Annotated in this window: 10 protein-coding genes; 4 read left to right on the forward strand and 6 right to left on the reverse strand. The window is 42.0% G+C overall.

What is annotated here, in order from left to right:
- Positions 1 to 377 precede the first annotated feature (377 nt).
- Both BV375_RS04380 and BV375_RS04385 read left to right on the forward strand, forming a co-directional pair.
- Positions 378 to 4274 carry a hypothetical protein gene (locus BV375_RS04380; protein WP_086757654.1) on the forward strand — a complete coding sequence of 1299 codons (3897 nt, stop codon included), beginning with the start codon at positions 378 to 380 and terminating at the stop codon, positions 4272 to 4274.
- 338 nt (positions 4275 to 4612) lie between these two features.
- Complete coding sequence (locus BV375_RS04385; protein WP_086757656.1) at positions 4613 to 5314, forward strand: sugar transferase; 702 nt, start codon at positions 4613 to 4615, stop codon at positions 5312 to 5314.
- 122 nt (positions 5315 to 5436) lie between these two features.
- Here the strand turns inward: BV375_RS04385 and BV375_RS04390 are convergent, their stop codons facing one another.
- The 6 genes from BV375_RS04390 to acs all read right to left on the reverse strand — a co-directional run bounded on the left by BV375_RS04390 (position 5437) and on the right by acs (position 11369).
- Positions 5437 to 6276 carry a carbohydrate ABC transporter permease gene (locus tag BV375_RS04390; RefSeq protein WP_086757658.1) on the reverse strand — a complete coding sequence of 280 codons (840 nt, stop codon included), beginning with the start codon at positions 6274 to 6276 and terminating at the stop codon, positions 5437 to 5439.
- A 107-nt stretch (positions 6277 to 6383) separates the two neighbouring features.
- Entirely contained in the window at positions 6384 to 6974 is a 591-nt protein-coding gene (locus BV375_RS04395) for a 5-formyltetrahydrofolate cyclo-ligase (protein WP_086757660.1), read from the reverse strand.
- A 1-nt stretch (position 6975) separates the two neighbouring features.
- Positions 6976 to 7755, reverse strand: coding sequence for a Uma2 family endonuclease (locus BV375_RS04400; RefSeq protein ID WP_086757662.1), 780 nt, complete (start codon positions 7753 to 7755; stop codon positions 6976 to 6978).
- A 50-nt stretch (positions 7756 to 7805) separates the two neighbouring features.
- The gene (locus tag BV375_RS04405) at positions 7806 to 8030 is read right to left on the reverse strand and encodes a hypothetical protein (protein WP_086757664.1); all 225 of its coding nucleotides are present in this window, start codon (positions 8028 to 8030) and stop codon (positions 7806 to 7808) included.
- A 477-nt stretch (positions 8031 to 8507) separates the two neighbouring features.
- Positions 8508 to 9221 carry a tetratricopeptide repeat protein gene (locus tag BV375_RS04410; RefSeq protein WP_086757666.1) on the reverse strand — a complete coding sequence of 238 codons (714 nt, stop codon included), beginning with the start codon at positions 9219 to 9221 and terminating at the stop codon, positions 8508 to 8510.
- Positions 9222 to 9398: 177 nt separating this feature from the next.
- Positions 9399 to 11369 carry an acetate--CoA ligase gene (gene acs / locus BV375_RS04415; RefSeq protein ID WP_086757668.1) on the reverse strand — a complete coding sequence of 657 codons (1971 nt, stop codon included), beginning with the start codon at positions 11367 to 11369 and terminating at the stop codon, positions 9399 to 9401.
- A gap of 510 nt (positions 11370 to 11879) precedes the next feature.
- On the opposite strand from acs, the gene BV375_RS04420 reads away from it, so the two are divergent.
- The gene (locus BV375_RS04420; RefSeq protein WP_086686236.1) at positions 11880 to 13196 is read left to right on the forward strand and encodes an AAA family ATPase; all 1317 of its coding nucleotides are present in this window, start codon (positions 11880 to 11882) and stop codon (positions 13194 to 13196) included.
- Between the two features lie 82 nt (positions 13197 to 13278).
- On the forward strand, positions 13279 to 17704 hold a 4426-nt coding region (locus BV375_RS04425; RefSeq protein ID WP_086757670.1), incomplete at its 3' end, for a hypothetical protein.

Raw genomic sequence — 17704 nt, forward strand, 5'->3', positions numbered from 1 at the left:
TCATAATTTGCTTGTCTGTCAGTACACAAAGTCTTAGTTTTCCAAAAGTAGTTTTAGCTGTTACAATTTTTTCTATTTTTTATGCTATGAAGTCTGAGAAGCTACAACATTGCTTGTCTGGTGAGATGAACAGCACCCAGTAGACTGCCGTGCTATTGAAACTGCCAAACACCTTTGGTCTTCTGAGACTGCAAGTAGCTGCCAAGCCGATCTTCTCAAACAGGTAGTGATTGACGATAGCCAAGATTCCTAAAATCCATAACATAAACTAAATTGCACTCAGAAGTCCGGCGGGTAAAAGCCAACCATCGTAACTTCAATAATTGTAAATAAATTTTTCCAGCAATTGACGTAAATTTCTACATAAGGTATCTAAAGTGACTTCTCACGCAGATGAAATTCAAAGATTGATCGCAGACATTGACAACTTACTTGCCAATAATGGCAAACGCCTGTCTAAGCTTTTGTCTAGTCAGGCGCAGGAGCCAAGAGATGTTTTGGAGCGCATTCGTGACTTTCTCGGAAGGCTGGAAGAAACTGAGGTATTGCCCCACGATAGTCAAAATAAATCCTCGGAACACAAACCGCTATCACCTTTGTTGGCAAAATTTGTCGATCAAAATAATCACCAGTCTTTAAGCCGAAATCAGCCACAGAACGAAGAGCAGAGTCACGGTATTCTGCTGCAAAAAATCAATACTGAAGTCTCAGCTTTGCTTCAGCCGCTGCAAGCAGAATTAGCAGGATTATTGCAAGAGCGAGCAAATCTTGTGCAAGAAATTCGGCAGCTAGAACAAAGGCGATTGCAAAATTACTCCCTAAGCCAGCAGTTAGCAAATCAGGAACAGATAATTAACGAATTTTTACAGGTGCTTGGCAATCGCCTGCTGCCAACTTTAACTTCGCACTTAGCCCAGAGTTTGGCAAATTCACCTATTTCTACAACAAGTAATAGCGCCAATCTAGATACCATAGAAGGAACACCAGATCAGGTAGAGCGCTTAACCAGGTTAGGCAGGGAGTTCGATCAACGCTTGCTGTCACTGGATGGAACTGTAAATGTTGTCTTTGAAGCATTACAGCGCAACATTCATACTTATCACGAATCCCTATCACAAGCACTGGCCAGAATGCACAGTCAAGGAGTGCAAGGCGAACAGGTAATGGCCAGCTTTGTGAATAACCTGACGCAATATTTACAGCAATTTCCAGGTTATCAGTCATCTTTAGCAACAACTAAAGCAGAGTCTATTAATTTACAAGCCTTACAGTCAGCTTATCCTCAACCGGAGTTAGAAACTCAGCGATCGCCAACCATCGCATCAAAACAAGAAGATGCTGCTACCGACACAGAGGATTTGGATGCAGTGCTGTTGGAACTTGCCACAGATGCGCCGCCATCTTCCCAGACAACTACGACTACAACCCCAACTACATTCCAGCCAGATAGTTCGGCAGTAGATGAAGTAGACCAACTTTATGCCAGTTTGTTTGGTAGGGAAGATGTTACTAACCAAGTTATAGGAACAGCGCCAACACAGCTTGTTGCTAATCAAGAATCTCCACAGGCAGCTGTTACTTTATCGCCTGAAGATATTATCGATAGCACACCTGTATCCTCAACCAATCAAGTGCAACCTGTTGATTCTGCTGTGGAAACAGCAAATCTGGAATCTCAGCAAATAGCCGCGACTATCAAAGAACCAACTCATCCTCAACTAGAAGCAATTCAAGATTCTCCTGCACAACTTACAGATTTATCACCAGATTGGGAAGAGCTATTTTTTGAGGAAGTTACAGATACAACTAGCTTGCCAGCAGAAGCAGCGACTACAACAGAGGGTCTAGCCAGTTTTGATACAATTACAGCCCTGACAGACCTATTAGTTGATGTAGCTGCTGAACAGCAGGTGCTTCCAGACGCAGATCCTGTTAAGGAAGTAATAAAAACTACAACAGTGACACCTGCTGCCCAAAAGCCGGAAGTAGCGATTCTCGATGAAGAGCAAGATAAATCTTTAGATAACTATATTGCCGCCTCGCCACAGGAAAATTTGCTTACCCCAGAAGCAACCGCTACTATGCCTGATATTTCCTTAGATGATGAGCAGTTACAGTTATTGGATCAGGATTTAGCTAACTTTGATGGGCTGCTAAATTTCCCTAGTGAAGAATCTTCCCAAGAATTAGCAGAAAATACTTCCACTGCTTTTTCCAGTACAGAAATTTCACAGCTGACTTCTGGTGCTATTCCTCACGCAGAAGCTGAGTTAGACTTTAGTCCGATAATTGAAAAAAAAAAGGAAAGCACAACTACCCTTTCTACTTCGCAAGGCCTAAATCATCCAGAAGTTTCACCTCAAAATATTCTGGAGTCGCGTTGGTATCTAGGAATTGATTTGGGAACAACTGGTATTTCTGCCACATTATTAAATAGTTCTACTTTCGTTGTGTATCCCATCTACTGGTCAGCAGAAAACCAAGCAGGAGCATCTTCCTTCCAGCAATCGTTTCGTTTACCAGCAGAAGTTTATCTTCCTACGCCTTCTATACCCCACAGCGAAACGGAGAGTACAGAAACTCACGAGCAAACGGCACCTGCATCTGTTAATGCATCTCAGCCAGTTGCCGATGTTAAAAAGACTCTCTACTCAGCACAATTAAAACCCTATTTACAAGTAGCCATTCCCTACAAAAGTGCCAGACAAAAATGGGAACCTGTGTTGCAATTTAATGAGTTTTCTGCGGGACCGTTAATTTGGATTGTACGATCGCTCTCTAAACTACTATTAACCTTAAAGTCCGATCGCCAAAGTACTACTCAAGGTTTAACTGCTGCTGCTGTTGGTTTAGACGAAGAAAGTTTCCGTACCATTATCAATAACATTGCTGGTGCGATTTGCACTTGCCCATCTAGTTGGTCAGAACAATATCGCTTTAATGTGCGCGAAGCATTACTAACGAGTAAACTAGTCCAACATCCCCAGCAAGTATTTTTCATCGAAGAAGCGATCGCCAGTCTTTTGACTGTGCTTAATACTGCCAACGGTGAAACAGTACAATTAAGCACTACCCAAGGTTTGCGGCCTGTACAGACAAACGAGCAGCCACTTTTAGGCAATACTCTGGCGCTGAATATTGGGGCCACAGCCACCGAAATGACCTTAGTTGATTTGCCTGAAACTTTATCGCAATTTACACACAATGATTTCATGCTCCACAGCTTTGCCTATGGTGGTAAGAGCATCGAACAGGATATTATCTGCCAACTGCTCCTACCACCCAAATCTCGGCAATTACGAGCAGAAATTCCAGCTGATAGCCAAATTAGCGCTCAGCCGTGGCTTTGGCAATCGGCTATTCCCGGTTTAGACCAGATGCAGTGGCAAAGTTTGGGGTTGGAAGAATTGGAACTTCCACGAGTCGGAGAACCAGATATCAGCGCTCGTGTTCGCCTCCAGCAGCGTTTAGAAAGTTCGCTTCTGGGGCAAGCAGTACTCGATGCAGCACTAGCCCTGAAGCTGATTTTACAACACCAAGAATCGTTTACTCTGGATTTAGCCGACCAGCGATGGGTATTGCAGCGGCGAGATTTGGAAAGCCAAGTATTAGTCCCATTTGTACGTCGCCTTAATCGCGAACTTAACAAGTTGTTGGTAGCTCGTGGTATACCCACAGAAGCCATTAATCAAGCAATCTTGACTGGTGGAGTTGCTTCTATCGCCACCGTCAACCGTTGGCTGAAGCAAAAACTGCCCAACGCCAAAATTATTCAAGATTCATATCTGGGTGAAAATGGTGCTCCTAGCTGTAGTCGAGTTGCCTATGGTTTGGCGATGTTACCGCTACATCCCCAAGTTTTAGAAATACCCAGGCAGCAGTATACCGATTATTTTCTGTTTACAGAATTACTGCGACTGTTGCCAGACCGACCTTTGTCTTTTAGTGAAGTCATTCACTTATTTGAGGGTCGTGGCGTCAATACCCGCACCTGTCAGCAACGCCTCTTGGCTTTCTTGGAAGGTGAATTACCTACAGGGCTAATACCAAACAGTTCAGATTCCACTTGGCTCACCCAAGGTTCTCAGGATAACCCTGATTATCATGCGATCGCCGCTGCCCCACTTTTTGAAAAACAAGGCAATCTCACCTATCGTCCCAATTCTCAACAACTTGTGTTTTTGCGTCGCTATCTCGAAGAAATCAAAGCTAGTACTCGCCAATCGCTAGAAGAACCGTATACACTTAATTTTGCCTTAGAGGTTGCTCATTAGTCAGTCACTAGGTCGCAAAATTTAATTACTTAGTAAGGCACAGCATCAATCAGATGACTATTTCAGCGAAAGTCTCTGGAAGCCGTGCCTTTACTTGTGTAGTTCAGTAAAACTACTGTTTGCTGACCCCTGAACTTTACTTTTACATAGCACGTTTTTTCTAATTTTACGAAAATATACTGAAACTTTATAATAACTTGCTAAATTGAAAGATTATGTAAAGTAGCGTTGAAAGGTAAAAAAATTGTCTATATTAGCACTCAGTACACCTCTCAGTAGAAACTGAAAATACAGTAGAAACGGTAAATTTCAGCAAAAACCGAAGGCAAATTATGTCCATGTCTACTTTTACTACTGATGAAAAAGGTTGTATTGTAGATAATTTAACTTTATTGAGTCATATTGATTCAGTTAATTTATCACTACAGCCTTTACACCCTTCTATCAGCAGCACAACAAAACGTTTAATCGATATTTTCGGTGCCCTTATCGGACTAACGATTACAGCTTTAGTAGCAATTCCTGTAGCCATTGCTACTTTTATTGATAATCCCGGTCCGATATTTTATTGCCAAGTTCGTTGTGGACTTGAGGGTAAACCCTTCCGGATGTGGAAGTTTCGCTCGATGATTGTCGACGCAGACAAACTCAAGCATCTGGTAAAAAACCAAGCTCAAGGTCACATTTTTAAATCTGTAGACGATCCACGCGTTACTCGCGTGGGTAAATTTCTGCGGCGCACCAGTCTAGACGAATTACCTCAGTTCTGGAACGTCCTAGTGGGAGACATGAGCCTAGTTGGTACTCGTCCACCCACTCCTGATGAAGTTATCAACTACGAACCACACCACTGGGAAAGATTGCGAGTCAAGCCAGGCATGACTGGAGAATGGCAAGCTAACGGTCGTTCCAGCATTAACGATTTTGAAACTGTCGTCAGTATGGATATTGATTATCAGCGTAAGTGGTCCGTAGGTTACGACCTGAGTCTAATTTTGAAGACTATCCGCATAGTGTTTTTAAAGAACGGTGCTTATTAAAAATTAAGTTGTTGCCACTCTTGCCTATTAGGGTGCGCCTATCTCAAGATGAGACAAAGTTCAACATTATGAATTCAAAATCCAACAATTTTGGGAATTTATAATATTGAATTTTGAATTGTTTAACCTTTAACCCCACTACCAGTTTCCGTAGGTACGATATAGCGTTGCAAGAAGAGAAAAAGTACCAATACAGGGGCAATAGAAATTACTGAACCAGCAGCTACCAAACGCCAATCAAGAGAAAAAGTACCTGCAAGCTTTGCGACTCCTAGGGGAAGAGTGTATAAAGTTTCGTCTTGAATGACAATTAACGGCCAAAGAAAGTCACTCCAAGAACCGATAAAGACGAAAATAGCCAGGGTCACAAGTGCCGGGCGAATTGCTGGCAACATAATATACCACCATAAACCTAACTCGGAGCTGCCATCCATACGGGCAGCTTCTTCTATTTCTTTAGGAACACTCATGAAGGCTTGCCTTAACAGAAAAATGCCAAAAGCCGAAGCTAAACTCGGAAAAATCATTCCTAAATAAGTATTTCTCAAACCTATTTGGACTGTCAAAATATACAGCGGAATCATCACGATTTGAAAGGGAATCATAATCGTGGAAACGATCGCAATAAAAATCCAGTCACGCCCAGGAAATGATAGTCGTGCTAAAGGGTAAGCTGCTAAAGCGCAAAAAAGCAGATTCAAAGCAACAGTCAGCAGCGCCACTAAAGTACTGTTATATAAGTACTGTGCAAAAGGTAGGGACTGCCAAACACTAGAGAAATTATCCAGTGTTGGTTGACTGGGTAATAACTGCGGTGGTGACTGCCAAATATTTTCTGTTGGAGATTTCAAGGCTGTACTAATTAGCCAAAGCAATGGGAACAGCGTTAGTATGGCGATCGCTCCCAAAATTCCATAACTTCCCACAATCTTAAATTGTGGATTCTTCTTGAAAAAATTCATAACTGGCCTGACTTAACCAAGTTTAAATTTAAATTATAATTATTCGGCGTTGCCACAATTGAGAAAACAGCCTACACTATCTAAATTAAATTTAGAAATATCGGAATTTATAAAATTGATTTACTTCGCAGATTTGTAAATCTAGTTTCTGTAAACACAGCCTGCAAAGGTTTATCCCAATCTTCAACAGGTATTTGGGGTAAATAGGCAAAATCAAACACAATTCCCATAGTTGGCTTTGTCGCCCATTCTGGTGAACTCAGCAAGCGATCGTAATATCCGCCGCCATAGCCTAAGCGATATCCTTGATAGTCGCAAGCAACACCAGGAACAAGAATCAAATCTACTTCCGCTGGCTCTATAGTGGGAGCGTGGGGATGGGGTTCGGTAATGCCATAACTGCCGATTTCTACAGCATCCTTGGGAGTCCAAATATGCCAATACATGGATTTGCCAACACAACGCGGAAATCCCCAACGGTATTTATTATCTGCAAACAGCGAACTGAGGTCAGGTTCTTTGCGAAAGCTAAAATAAGCAAGTATAGTTTTAGCTTGGGTAAATAAAATAGAGGTTTGCAGTTGCGTACAGATGCGATCGCTTTTTTCTCTCCACTCATTCATGGGCATTAATTGCCGTTTTTTTAGCAGAGTACGCCTTAGTTTGGTTTTATCTAATTGCGAATAATGTAATGTCATCCTATTCCAACATTTCTGGGTCAATTCCCAAAGCATTGAGTTGTTCAGGAGAGAGATTACGCAACTTCTCTACAATTGTCTCCCGCTTTTTTCGCTCAACTTCAGCTCTTTGTTGCTCAATTATGGCGCGTTCCTCACCTGTTAACAATAAATTCCCTTGCTCATCCCACCAGCGCAACCAGGGTAACTCTGCATTTTGATACAATCCCTGCCAGATTCCCAACTCTACCCCCAAAGGTGCAATAGGGTAGTGTCCGCGATCGTTGGGTGCCATGATTTGATAGGCATTATCTACAAGGTGATAAACTTCAACCTGCGCTTTAGCAACTTCGTAAATTCCATAATACGGAACTCTAATTGCTTGTTCATAAACCCAAAACTTGCCAACATTCCCCGCTTCTCCTTGAGATGGCGGCGTTTTATCTCGTTCCTCTGTACCATCTCCTGAGACAAATTCCAACACAATCAAAGGCGCAATATACTCCTTCCACAGCACATAAGAACGCCGCATTTTGCCATCGAGAGTTGGCGGTACATTTGGTACATAAAACCAATCGGGTGCTTCCGCACCTTGTTCTGGGGGATCTGTTAATCGCCAGTAGATACCAGAATCTTGTCCAATACAATATTGACCATCAGGATGGAGTTGTTCTAAGACAGGTTTGATTGAATCTGTAATTAAGATACTTTGGGGATGCTCCTGAAGATTTTTCACAAACTTACCATCTGAATCTGGTAACTGGGTGTGGTCAGGTAAAGTTAATGCCGATAGGGAAGTCATAGGCTTTAACCAAAAGTTTCTCTCAATTTTATTGTATTAGTTTGTTTATCTTAAAGTGATGTTTGCTGTTTCCTACTTAAAAAAGCTTGAATAGAGTTGACATAACCTTCTATATTTGACAATAAACTAGCTGTATGTATAAATTCTTGTTTATAAATTAATTGTTCTAAATTTTCTATATTTTGCTCAATAATTGTAGCTCTAATATAGTTACTAGAAACTTTCATCTGAGATATTGCTCGTGCAATCTGGGGACAATCTTTAACTGCGATCATCTCGACAAATAACTTTCAGATAAGACTTGCCCCCTCTGATGAGAATAACAAGTAAAAAATCCCAAGCTAGTAAGCAATAGGCGGTAGAGAACATTGTTGATCTGTGCCAACTTAAGGTAATATCTTTGTAAAAAACTGAGTTTACTCATACCATTTTGAACAAAGAATTTATTTGTTGAATACCAATTCAACTAATGATTGCAAGACATCCTTAGTTCAAAAGGCGATGAATCGCGTCTCTACAGATTTTCTATTTGTCACATTCTTTTTTCAAATTGGTGTAATTTCCCACTCTTGTTTTATCTAAAGACAAAACATCCCTTCCTTGTAAGATGCAAGGAGGGGATTAATGGAAGTGTGTGTTATGAAGCAAAGGCTAGCTCACTGTGCGACTATCTGCTGTGTTCTATGGAATTGAAAATGGCTATGGTTGACTTAATGAGATTTTATATTGGCGTGGTTTGAAGTCTTAAAAGCTCAAGAAACGCCAGGATTTGCAGAATTTTTGATCTTTTGCAGAATTTGTTCTACTTGGTAAGCTTTTTCATTTCGATTTTGCGCTTTGAAGATATCTAAAGCTTTTTTTAGAGAAGCTAAAGCCTCATCTCGTTTATTGGTTTGCCACAGTGCCAGTGCTAAGTTTGTCAAAGCATCGCCATAATCTGAATTAATTTCCAATGCTTTGCGATATTCGGTCATGGCTTCATCCCAGCGACTTTGACTGGCGTAAACAATCCCGATCGCATTGTACGCTAGGGCATATTTTGGTTTAAGACGGATAGCTTCTTGGTAGGAGTTAATTGCTTCGTCCAGTCTTTTTTGCCGAAAAAGTACATTTCCGAGTTGAAAGTTTCCAAAAGCGTCTTCGGGAAATTTTTTGAGGAATTTACGTAAACTTTGCTCTGCACCTTTAAAATCTCCTTGACTGTATAAAGCATTAGCTTGTTGAATGAACTGCGATCGCTCTTTTAGAACTGAGTCTTCAATCTGTGCTTGTGCTAATTTTTGCACTCTACTTTCAAAGTTTTCTTGTCTAGTGAATTTGTCAGCAGAAGATTTAGAAGAATGTAAAGAATTTTGTGCAGTTACTGCTAACACTGATGGTGAAATAAAAATTGTAGTTATGATACTCAGCGTTATGTAACTAAGAGGTTGAACAAATACTGATTTAATTTGCTTGTTCAGCTTCATTGCCTCAATCCTTTAAGAGTGTTCTGATCCCTATGATAAATTGAGGTGCGCTAGCTAATCACAAACGCACCTCAATTAGGATTGACTGGCAATGATGTGTCAAATGTTCCACAGTAAAAAGTCAAGGGTCAAGGGTGATTTGACTGTTGACTGTTGACTCTGGACTATTGACTTAATTTAAGCACCATCCCGCAGCTTATCTAATACAGTGCGATCTTCTAGAGTTGAGGTATCGCCAGACACTTCTTGCCCAGCAGCCAGATTTCGCAGCAATCGCCGCATAATCTTACCCGATCGCGTTTTTGGCAAAGCGTCTGTAAAGCGAATTTCACCAGGACGAGCGATCGCGCCAATTTCTTGGACGACGTGCTGCTTTAGTTCTTTACTTAAATCCTCACTCGCCTGAAAAGTACCTTCTAAAGTGACAAAAGCAACTACTTCTTCACCTTTGAGTTCATCTGGTTTACCTACCACTGCCGCTTCTGCAACTGCCGGATGAGATACTAAGGCTGATTCTACTTCCATCGTCCCGAGGCGGTGTCCTGATACATTCAGTACGTCATCTACTCGTCCCATTACCCAGAAGTAACCGTCTTCATCCTTTCTAGCGCCATCTCCGGCAAAATAAGTGTAGTTGCCGTCTTTTGGGGGTATATGTTCCCAATAAGTCCGGCGGAAGCGTTCGGGATCGCCGTAAACTGTCCGCATCATTCCCGGCCAAGGATAGCGGATAGCAAGATAACCGCCTTCGTTGTTGGGTACAGAATTACCTTCTAAATCTACGATATCTGCGAGAATGCCAGGGAAGGGAAGCGTAGCTGAACCAGGTTTGGTAGGAATTGCCCCTGGTAGGGGGGTAATCATAATTCCGGCAGTTTCCGTTTGCCACCAAGTATCCACAATTGGACAGCGTTCACCACCAATTACTTTGTGATACCACATCCAAGCTTCTGGGTTAATTGGTTCGCCTACGGTTCCCAGCAAACGCAACGATGACAAGTTTCGCGCATTGGGATGTTGTTCTCCCATCTTAATAAATGCCCGAATTGCTGTAGGTGCAGTATAAAAAACATTCACGCCGTACTTTTCAATTACATCCCAGAAACAGCCAGGATTAGACGCACGGGGTGCACCTTCATACATTAGCGTTGTTGCACCGTTGGAAAGGGGGCCGTAAACAATATAGCTATGTCCCGTAATCCAACCGACATCAGCAGTACACCAATATACATCTGTATCTTGCAAATCGAAGATCCATTTTGTGGTCATGTGAGTAAATAAGTTATACCCAGCCGTTGTATGCACCACACCCTTAGGTTTGCCAGTACTGCCAGAAGTATAGAGAATAAACAGCAAATCTTCGCTGTCCATTGGTTCGGCGGGACAATCGGCTGACACACCTTTTTGTAGATCATGCCACCAATGGTCACGTCCTGATTCCATGTGAGTTTGTTGCTTTGTACGTTCTACTACAAGCACATTTTTCACATTGGGAACAGCATTATTAGCTAAAGCTTTGTCTACTTGTTCCTTGAGAGGAACGATCGCATCTTTGCGCCAACCACCATCAGCAGTGATGACTAACTTGGCCTCAGCATCGATTAAGCGATCGCGCAAAGCTTCCGCACTAAAACCACCAAATACTACACTGTGAGCTGCGCCAATTCGGGCACAGGCTAACATAGCGATCGCAGCTTCGGGAATCATTGGCATATAAATACCAACGCGATCGCCTTTTTGGATTCCCAGTTGTTTCAGCGCATTGGCGAACTGGCAAACTTCCCGATGTAATTGGGCATAGGTAAGAGTCCGAGAATCGCCTGGTTCTCCCTCCCAAATGAGTGCGGCTTTATTTTTGCGCCAAGTGGTGAGGTGTCTATCTAAACAGTTGTAAGAAATATTAGTCTTACCGCCGACAAACCATTTTGCAAAAGGTGGTTGCCAATCTAGTACCGTGTCCCATTTTTGGAACCAATGCAACTCAGTTTCGGCTAATTCCGCCCAAAATTTTTGCGGATCGGCTTTGGCTTTATCGTAGAGACGTTGGTAATCTTCCAGACTTTTGATATGAGCGTTTTGGGAAAATTCCGCAGGGGGTGGAAATAAACGCGTTTCTTGTAGGATTGATTCTATTGTGGGCTGAGACATGACTGTAATAACTTTCTGACTGAAAACTATTCTGTACTGCAATTTACCAAAGAAAGGTAGAGGGCAGAAGTTATACCAATTCAAAATTCAAAATTAAGAATCCAGACAGGACAATAGTTTGGGGTTGTATATCTGTCGCATTCTTTTTTCAAATTGGTGTTAGGAAATTTTTGCCCTATGTTTAGGTTTTAATGCAATACAGTTCAGTTAGGCTGAGATGCAATATGTCGTAGGGGCACGGCACCGATAAGATTACTGTATACACCAAAAGATTGTGGACGCCGTGCCCCTACAATCTCTCTTAACTGAACCGTATTTATTGGGTTTTAATGCCCACGCAGGTTGGCTGCGTTCGTATAGAAACATCTTTCTAGGATACAGAGCGTGCGGTTGCTGTATAAATGCTGAAAAAATAGCTGTCAATTTCATGCACATATTGGAGTAATCGATAAAATCTGATTTAAACAGTTAGTGCAATGTGGCGGAAATATAGCCATTTTCCCAATATTAATGAAACTAGATTTACAAAGATTTTTTGACAGTTGCAACCCCAGTAAGACTTTGGTCTTAGAAAATCCTGAGGAACGGCAATATTATATTGATTTTGCTTCTGTGCGGGGTGGCAAAGTAATTGAAGCACTGGGGCGGACGATTACACGCCTTGCGCCAAATAAGCCTACTTGCCAATTGTTTACTGGACATATTGGTTGTGGCAAGTCTACAGAATTGCGGCGACTGGAAGCGGAATTAAAACAGCAAAATTTTCATGTAGTTTATTTTGAGTCCACTCAGGATTTAGATATGGCTGATGTGGATGTTACAGATATTATGCTGGCGATCGCGCGGCAGGTGAGTGAAAGTTTAGAAGCCGTTAATATCAAAGTTAGACCTGGTTACTTTACTGGGTTGCTAAACGAAATTATCGATTTTTTGCAAACACCAATAGAATTAAAGGCAGAAGCAGAGCTTTCTTTGCCGCTAAAAATTGCCAAAATTACGGCGAAAACTAAAGATAGTCCAAAGCTGAGAAGTCAATTAAGGCAATACTTAGAGCCGCGCACTAATAGTATTTTAGAATCGATTAATCAAGAAGTTGTGGAACTTGCCCAGCAGCAACTGAAGGCTAAGGGTAAAAATGGGCTGGTGGTAATTATTGATAACTTGGATCGGGTAGATCCGCGAGCGAAAACTACAGAGCGATCGCAACCTGAATATTTATTTGTCGATCGTGGTGAGCAGTTACGCAAACTCAATTGCCATGTAGTTTACACCATTCCTTTGGTGCTGATGTTCTCCAATGAAATTGAGGCGCTGAAAAATCGTTTGGGGGGTGGTATGGCTCCTAAGATTTTACCGATGGTGCCGGTGCAGTTGCGGGATGGGAGAGACTATGAGGAAGGATTAGCACTTTTGCGACAGATGGTGTTGGCTAGGGCTTTTCCTGGAGTGAATGCTGACAGCAGGTTAGCTTTAATTACAGAAATATTTGATACACCCGAAACTTTAAATCGACTGTGCCGTATTAGCGGCGGTCATGTACGGAATTTGTTAGGAATACTCTATAGCTGTCTTCAGGTAGAAGATCCTCCCCTGTCGCGGGAATGTCTGGAAAATGCCATCCGCGAATACCGCGAAGGACTAGTATTAGCGATTACAGACGATGAGTGGGATGCGCTGCGGCTAGTAGTGCAGAAACAAAGTGTAAGTGGGGAAGTTAACTATCAAACTTTATTACGCAGTTTGTTTGTCTTTGAATATCAGGATCAACAAGGGCGGTGGTTTGGGATAAATCCTGTATTAGCGGAAGCAAAGCAGTTTCAGCTATGAGTGAGCAGGGAGAGTGTGGGGAGTGTGGGGAGTGTGGGGAGACAAGGGGGACAAATGACCAATGACAAATGACAAATGACAAATGACAAACTCCGATGATGTAACTGCCCAAAATGAGCGATCGCTTACTACTCTCATTAGAGCAATTGTAAATGCCCAAGGCCGATTTTCGCTAATTTTAGTGCGCTGCAATTATGGCGGCATACAAGAACAGATATTAGCTCAAGTACGACAGGGTTCTGGGTTAGATATCTTAGCAATTAACCTGCAACATTCTGCCAGCAGCCTTTATTCAATCATGACAGATGAGATTGGCACAGCACACCCAAACGCTGTCATGATATTTGGCTTAGAATCAGTTCGTAATTTAGATGATTTTCTGGTTTCGATTAATCGCTTGCGGGATGATTTTCTGAACGATTTTCCCTTTCCCTTGGTATTGTGGATTAACGATTTGGTGCTGCAAAAACTGATCAGATTAGCACCAGATTTTTATACTTATGCTGCTGTACCGATTCGGTTTGCGATCGCAACTGAAGAATTATTCAATTTTCTCCACCAAGAAGCCGAGGAAATATTCACTAAAATTTTAGAAGCGGGAGCAGATCAATTTCTTGATAATGCTGCGCTTAACTTAACACTGGGTGCAGGTAAACGCTTTGAAATTGAGTCAGCATTACAGGAATTGCAAAAGCGTAGGTGTAAACAACCAGAAATAGCAGCTAGCCAGCAATTTATTTTAGGACGTGATGCTTACGCGAAAAATCAAATGGAGGATTCGCGTCTACTTTATAAGCAGAGTTTAGTCTTTTGGTGGCAGCAATGTATTGATGGAAACAATCCAGAATCAGCAAGTTTAATTCAAAGAAATTTAGAAAAGCAAGCCTGTATCCTATTTCATCTTGGTTTATGGTGGCGGAGATATGCAGTTTTACATCGGGCAGAATATGACAAAGCATGTCGCTGTGCCCGGAATTATTATCAGCACTGTATTAAGAGATTGCAAAAAGCCAATCGTCCCGATTTAGCAGCTAATTTTATCAATGTCTTAGGAGAAGTTTTGCAACAGTTGGAGGAGTGGGAAAAGTTAGAAAACATTGCCAAAAAAGCTGTTGAATTACACACAACATATCCCCATCCTATTAGATTAGCTAATGCTTATGCTGCCTTAGCTGAAGTAGCATTAGCTAAATTGCAATGGCAAGAAGCCAAGCAATATGCAGAAATAGCTATTAATAAAATTACCCAAACTGCTCATCAAGAAAATAATAACCTAACCCCCCAGCCCCCTTCCCTAGTAGGGAATGGGGAGAATTCAAAGCCTCTCTCCTTGGAGGAGAGAGGTTTGGAGAGAGGTCTTACAGACAATAATTGGGCTATTCAATATTATATGAGTTGGTATTTGTTATTACTAGCTCAAAGTCAACGCCATCTTGGACAGGTGCAAGAAGCACTAAACAATCTAGAAATTGCTAAAAGTGAATGCAAGCCAGAATATAATCCTAAGCTTTATATTCGGATATTAGAAGAATTAAGAACATTCTACTTTGGGCAGCATCAATATTTAACCGCATTTCATCTCAAACAAGAACAAAGTTCTATTGAACAGCAGTATGGTTTACGCGCTTTTATTGGTGCAGGTCGATTGCAATCTCAACGACAGGTAATTCATCCGGCTTTAGTAGCATTTAGCTCAGGTGAATCATACAACAGCGTGTTAGGGGAAGAGTCTGGAGAAGGGACTATTGCCCAAGAAATTGTTGCTTCTGGTCGGAAATATGATGTTGACAAATTAATTGAGCGCATTAGCCGCGATGACCACAAATTAATTGTGATTCATGGCCCTTCAGGTGTCGGTAAAAGTTCTTTATTAACAGCGGGTTTAGTACCAGCATTGCAGCAAATTACTGTATTTGAAGGTCGTCATATTTTGCCTGTGGTGGTGCAAGTTTACACCAATTGGGTGCAGGAGTTAGGGAATTCGTTGCGGAACCCCACCCCCAACCCCTCCCCGCAAGCAGGGAGGGGAGCTAGAGAGGGGGAAGGGGTAGGAGAAATTATTCAGCGATTGCGGCAAAATGTAGAGCTTAATTTGGTAACAGTTTTAGTTTTTGACCAATTTGAGGAATTTTTCTTTAATTGTCCTAACCCAGTTGAGCGAAGAAAGTTTTGGGAATTTTTACATCTTTGTTTAGATAGTTTTGATTTGCCTTTTGTAAAAGTAATTTTGTCATTGCGAGAAGATTATTTACATTATTTATTAGAATGCGATAAGCTGACAAATCTGGAAGTTACCAAAAACGATATTCTCAATAAACAAACTCGTTATGCTTTTGGTAATTTTGAACCAGAAGCAGCTAAATTAGTTATTCAAAGTTTAACAGAACGGTCTTTTTACTTAGAGCCAGAATTAATAGATGAATTAGTCAGAGATTTAGCAGGTGAATTACGAGAAGTACGCCCGATAGAATTGCAAGTGGTAGGGGCACAACTGCAAACAGAAAATATCACCACACTAGAGCAATATCAGCAAAGTGGCCCAAAAGATAAATTAGTTGAGCGATTTTTAGAAGCTATAGTTAAAGACTGTGGCGCAGAAAATGAACGTGCTGCCCAGTTAGTTTTGTATTTGCTCACAGATGAAAATAATACTCGCCCTTTAAAAACTAAAGCTGAGTTAGCCGCAGCCTTGGCAGCCGAAGCAGATAAATTACATTTAGTATTAGAGATTTTAGTTACATCAGGGGTAGTATTTTTAATTCCCCAATCTCCTGCTGACAGGTATCAGCTAGTTCATGATTATCTTGTAGCTTTTATTCGCCAACAACGCGGTGCAGAATTACTGGCAGAACTAGAACAAGAAAAAGAACAACGCAAATTACTAGAAGCAAGGCTAAATCAAGTTTTAAAACGGCGATTACGCGAAGCTTATCTAGCAGGCTTGGGCTTGGCAGGCTTAACATCTATAGCAGTAATATTTGGCGTGCAATCATTTATTGCCAATACTAAGGCTCAAATTAACCTTCTAAGTGCCTCTAGTGAAGCACTGTTTGCCTCAGGACAAGATACAGATGCCTTAATTGAAAGTATAAAAGCAGCAGGGAAACTACAACGAACACCAAAAATTTGGGTAGAATCAGATACTAAAAATCAAGTTATAGTGGCATTGCGGCAAGCGATGTATGGGGTAAGAGGTAAAGAACTCAAAACCTTCAAAGGGCACAGCGATTCGGTTTGGAGTGTCAGCTTCTCCCCCGACGGCAAGACAATTGCCTCTGCCAGTGGTGACAAGACCATCAAACTCTGGAGTTTGGATGGCAAAGAACTCAAAACCTTCAAAGGGCACAGCGATTCGGTTTGGAGTGTCAGCTTCTCCCCCGACGGCAAGACAATTGCCTCTGCCAGTAGTGACAAAACCATCAAACTCTGGAGTTTGGATGGCAAAGAACTCAAAACCTTCAAAGGGCACAGCGATTCGGTTTGGAGTGTCAGCTTCTCCCCCGACGGCAAGACAATTGCCTCTGCCAGTAGTGACAAAACCATCAAACTCTGGAGTTTGGATGGCAAAGAACTCAAAACCTTCAAAGGGCATAGCGCTTTGGTTAAAAGCGTCAGCTTCTCCCCCAACAGTAAGACAATAGTTTCTGCTAGTGGTGACAAAACCATCAAACTCTGGAGTTTGGATGGCAAAGAACTCAAAACCTTTAAAGGGCATAGCGATTGGGTTAATAGCGTCAGCTTCTCCCCCGACAGTAAGACAATAGTTTCTGCCAGTGGTGACAAGACCATCAAACTCTGGAGTTTGGATGGCAAAGAACTCAAAACCTTCAAAGGTCATGGTAATTGGGTTTATTGGGTCAGCTTTTCCCCCGACGGTAAGACAATAGCCTCCGCCAGCGCTGACGAGACAATCGAACTCTGGAGTCTAGAAGGCAAGGAACTCAAAATCTTAGAAGGGCATAGCAATTCGGTTGTAGGCCTCAGCTTTTCCCCCGACGGCAAGACGATTGCTTCCGCCAGTCGTGACAAGACAATCAAACTTTGGAGTCTAGAAGCCAAGGAACTTAAAACCTTCAAAGGGCATAGCGCTTTGGTTAATAGCGTCAGCTTCTCCTCCAACGGCAAGACGATTGCTTCCGCCAGTGCTGATAAGACTATCAAACTCTGGAGTTTGGATGGCAAAAAACTCACAACTTTTAAAGGGCATAGTGATGGGGTTTCTAGCGCCAGCTTCTCCCCAGACGGCAAGACGATCGCTTCTGCTAGTGCTGACAAGACTATCAAACTCTGGAGTCTGGATGGCAAAGAACTCAAAACTTTTAAAGGGCATAGCAATTGGGTTTATTGGGTCAGCTTCTCCCCTGATGGCAAGACAATTGCCTCTGCCAGTGCTGACAAGACCATCAAACTCTGGAGTCTAGATGGCAAAGAACTCAAAACCTTCAAAGGGCATAGCGATTCGGTTTGGAGTGTCAGCTTCTCCCCCGACGGCAAGACAATTGCCTCTG

The sequence above is a fragment of the Nostoc sp. 106C genome (assembly GCF_002154725.1).
In the GTDB taxonomy this organism is placed as follows: domain Bacteria; phylum Cyanobacteriota; class Cyanobacteriia; order Cyanobacteriales; family Nostocaceae; genus Aulosira.

Excerpts from the sequence above, each read along its gene's own strand:
- BV375_RS04385 (WP_086757656.1), top strand. The coding sequence starts at position 4,613 with ATGTCTACTTTTACTACTGATGAAAAAGGTTGTATTGTAGATAATTTA.
- BV375_RS04390 (WP_086757658.1), bottom strand. The coding sequence starts at position 6,276 with ATGAATTTTTTCAAGAAGAATCCACAATTTAAGATTGTGGGAAGTTAT.
- BV375_RS04395 (WP_086757660.1), bottom strand. The coding sequence starts at position 6,974 with ATGACATTACATTATTCGCAATTAGATAAAACCAAACTAAGGCGTACT.
- BV375_RS04400 (WP_086757662.1), bottom strand. The coding sequence starts at position 7,755 with ATGACTTCCCTATCGGCATTAACTTTACCTGACCACACCCAGTTACCA.
- BV375_RS04405 (WP_086757664.1), bottom strand. The coding sequence starts at position 8,030 with ATGATCGCAGTTAAAGATTGTCCCCAGATTGCACGAGCAATATCTCAG.
- BV375_RS04410 (WP_086757666.1), bottom strand. The coding sequence starts at position 9,221 with ATGAAGCTGAACAAGCAAATTAAATCAGTATTTGTTCAACCTCTTAGT.
- acs (WP_086757668.1), bottom strand. The coding sequence starts at position 11,369 with ATGTCTCAGCCCACAATAGAATCAATCCTACAAGAAACGCGTTTATTT.
- BV375_RS04420 (WP_086686236.1), top strand. The coding sequence starts at position 11,880 with ATGAAACTAGATTTACAAAGATTTTTTGACAGTTGCAACCCCAGTAAG.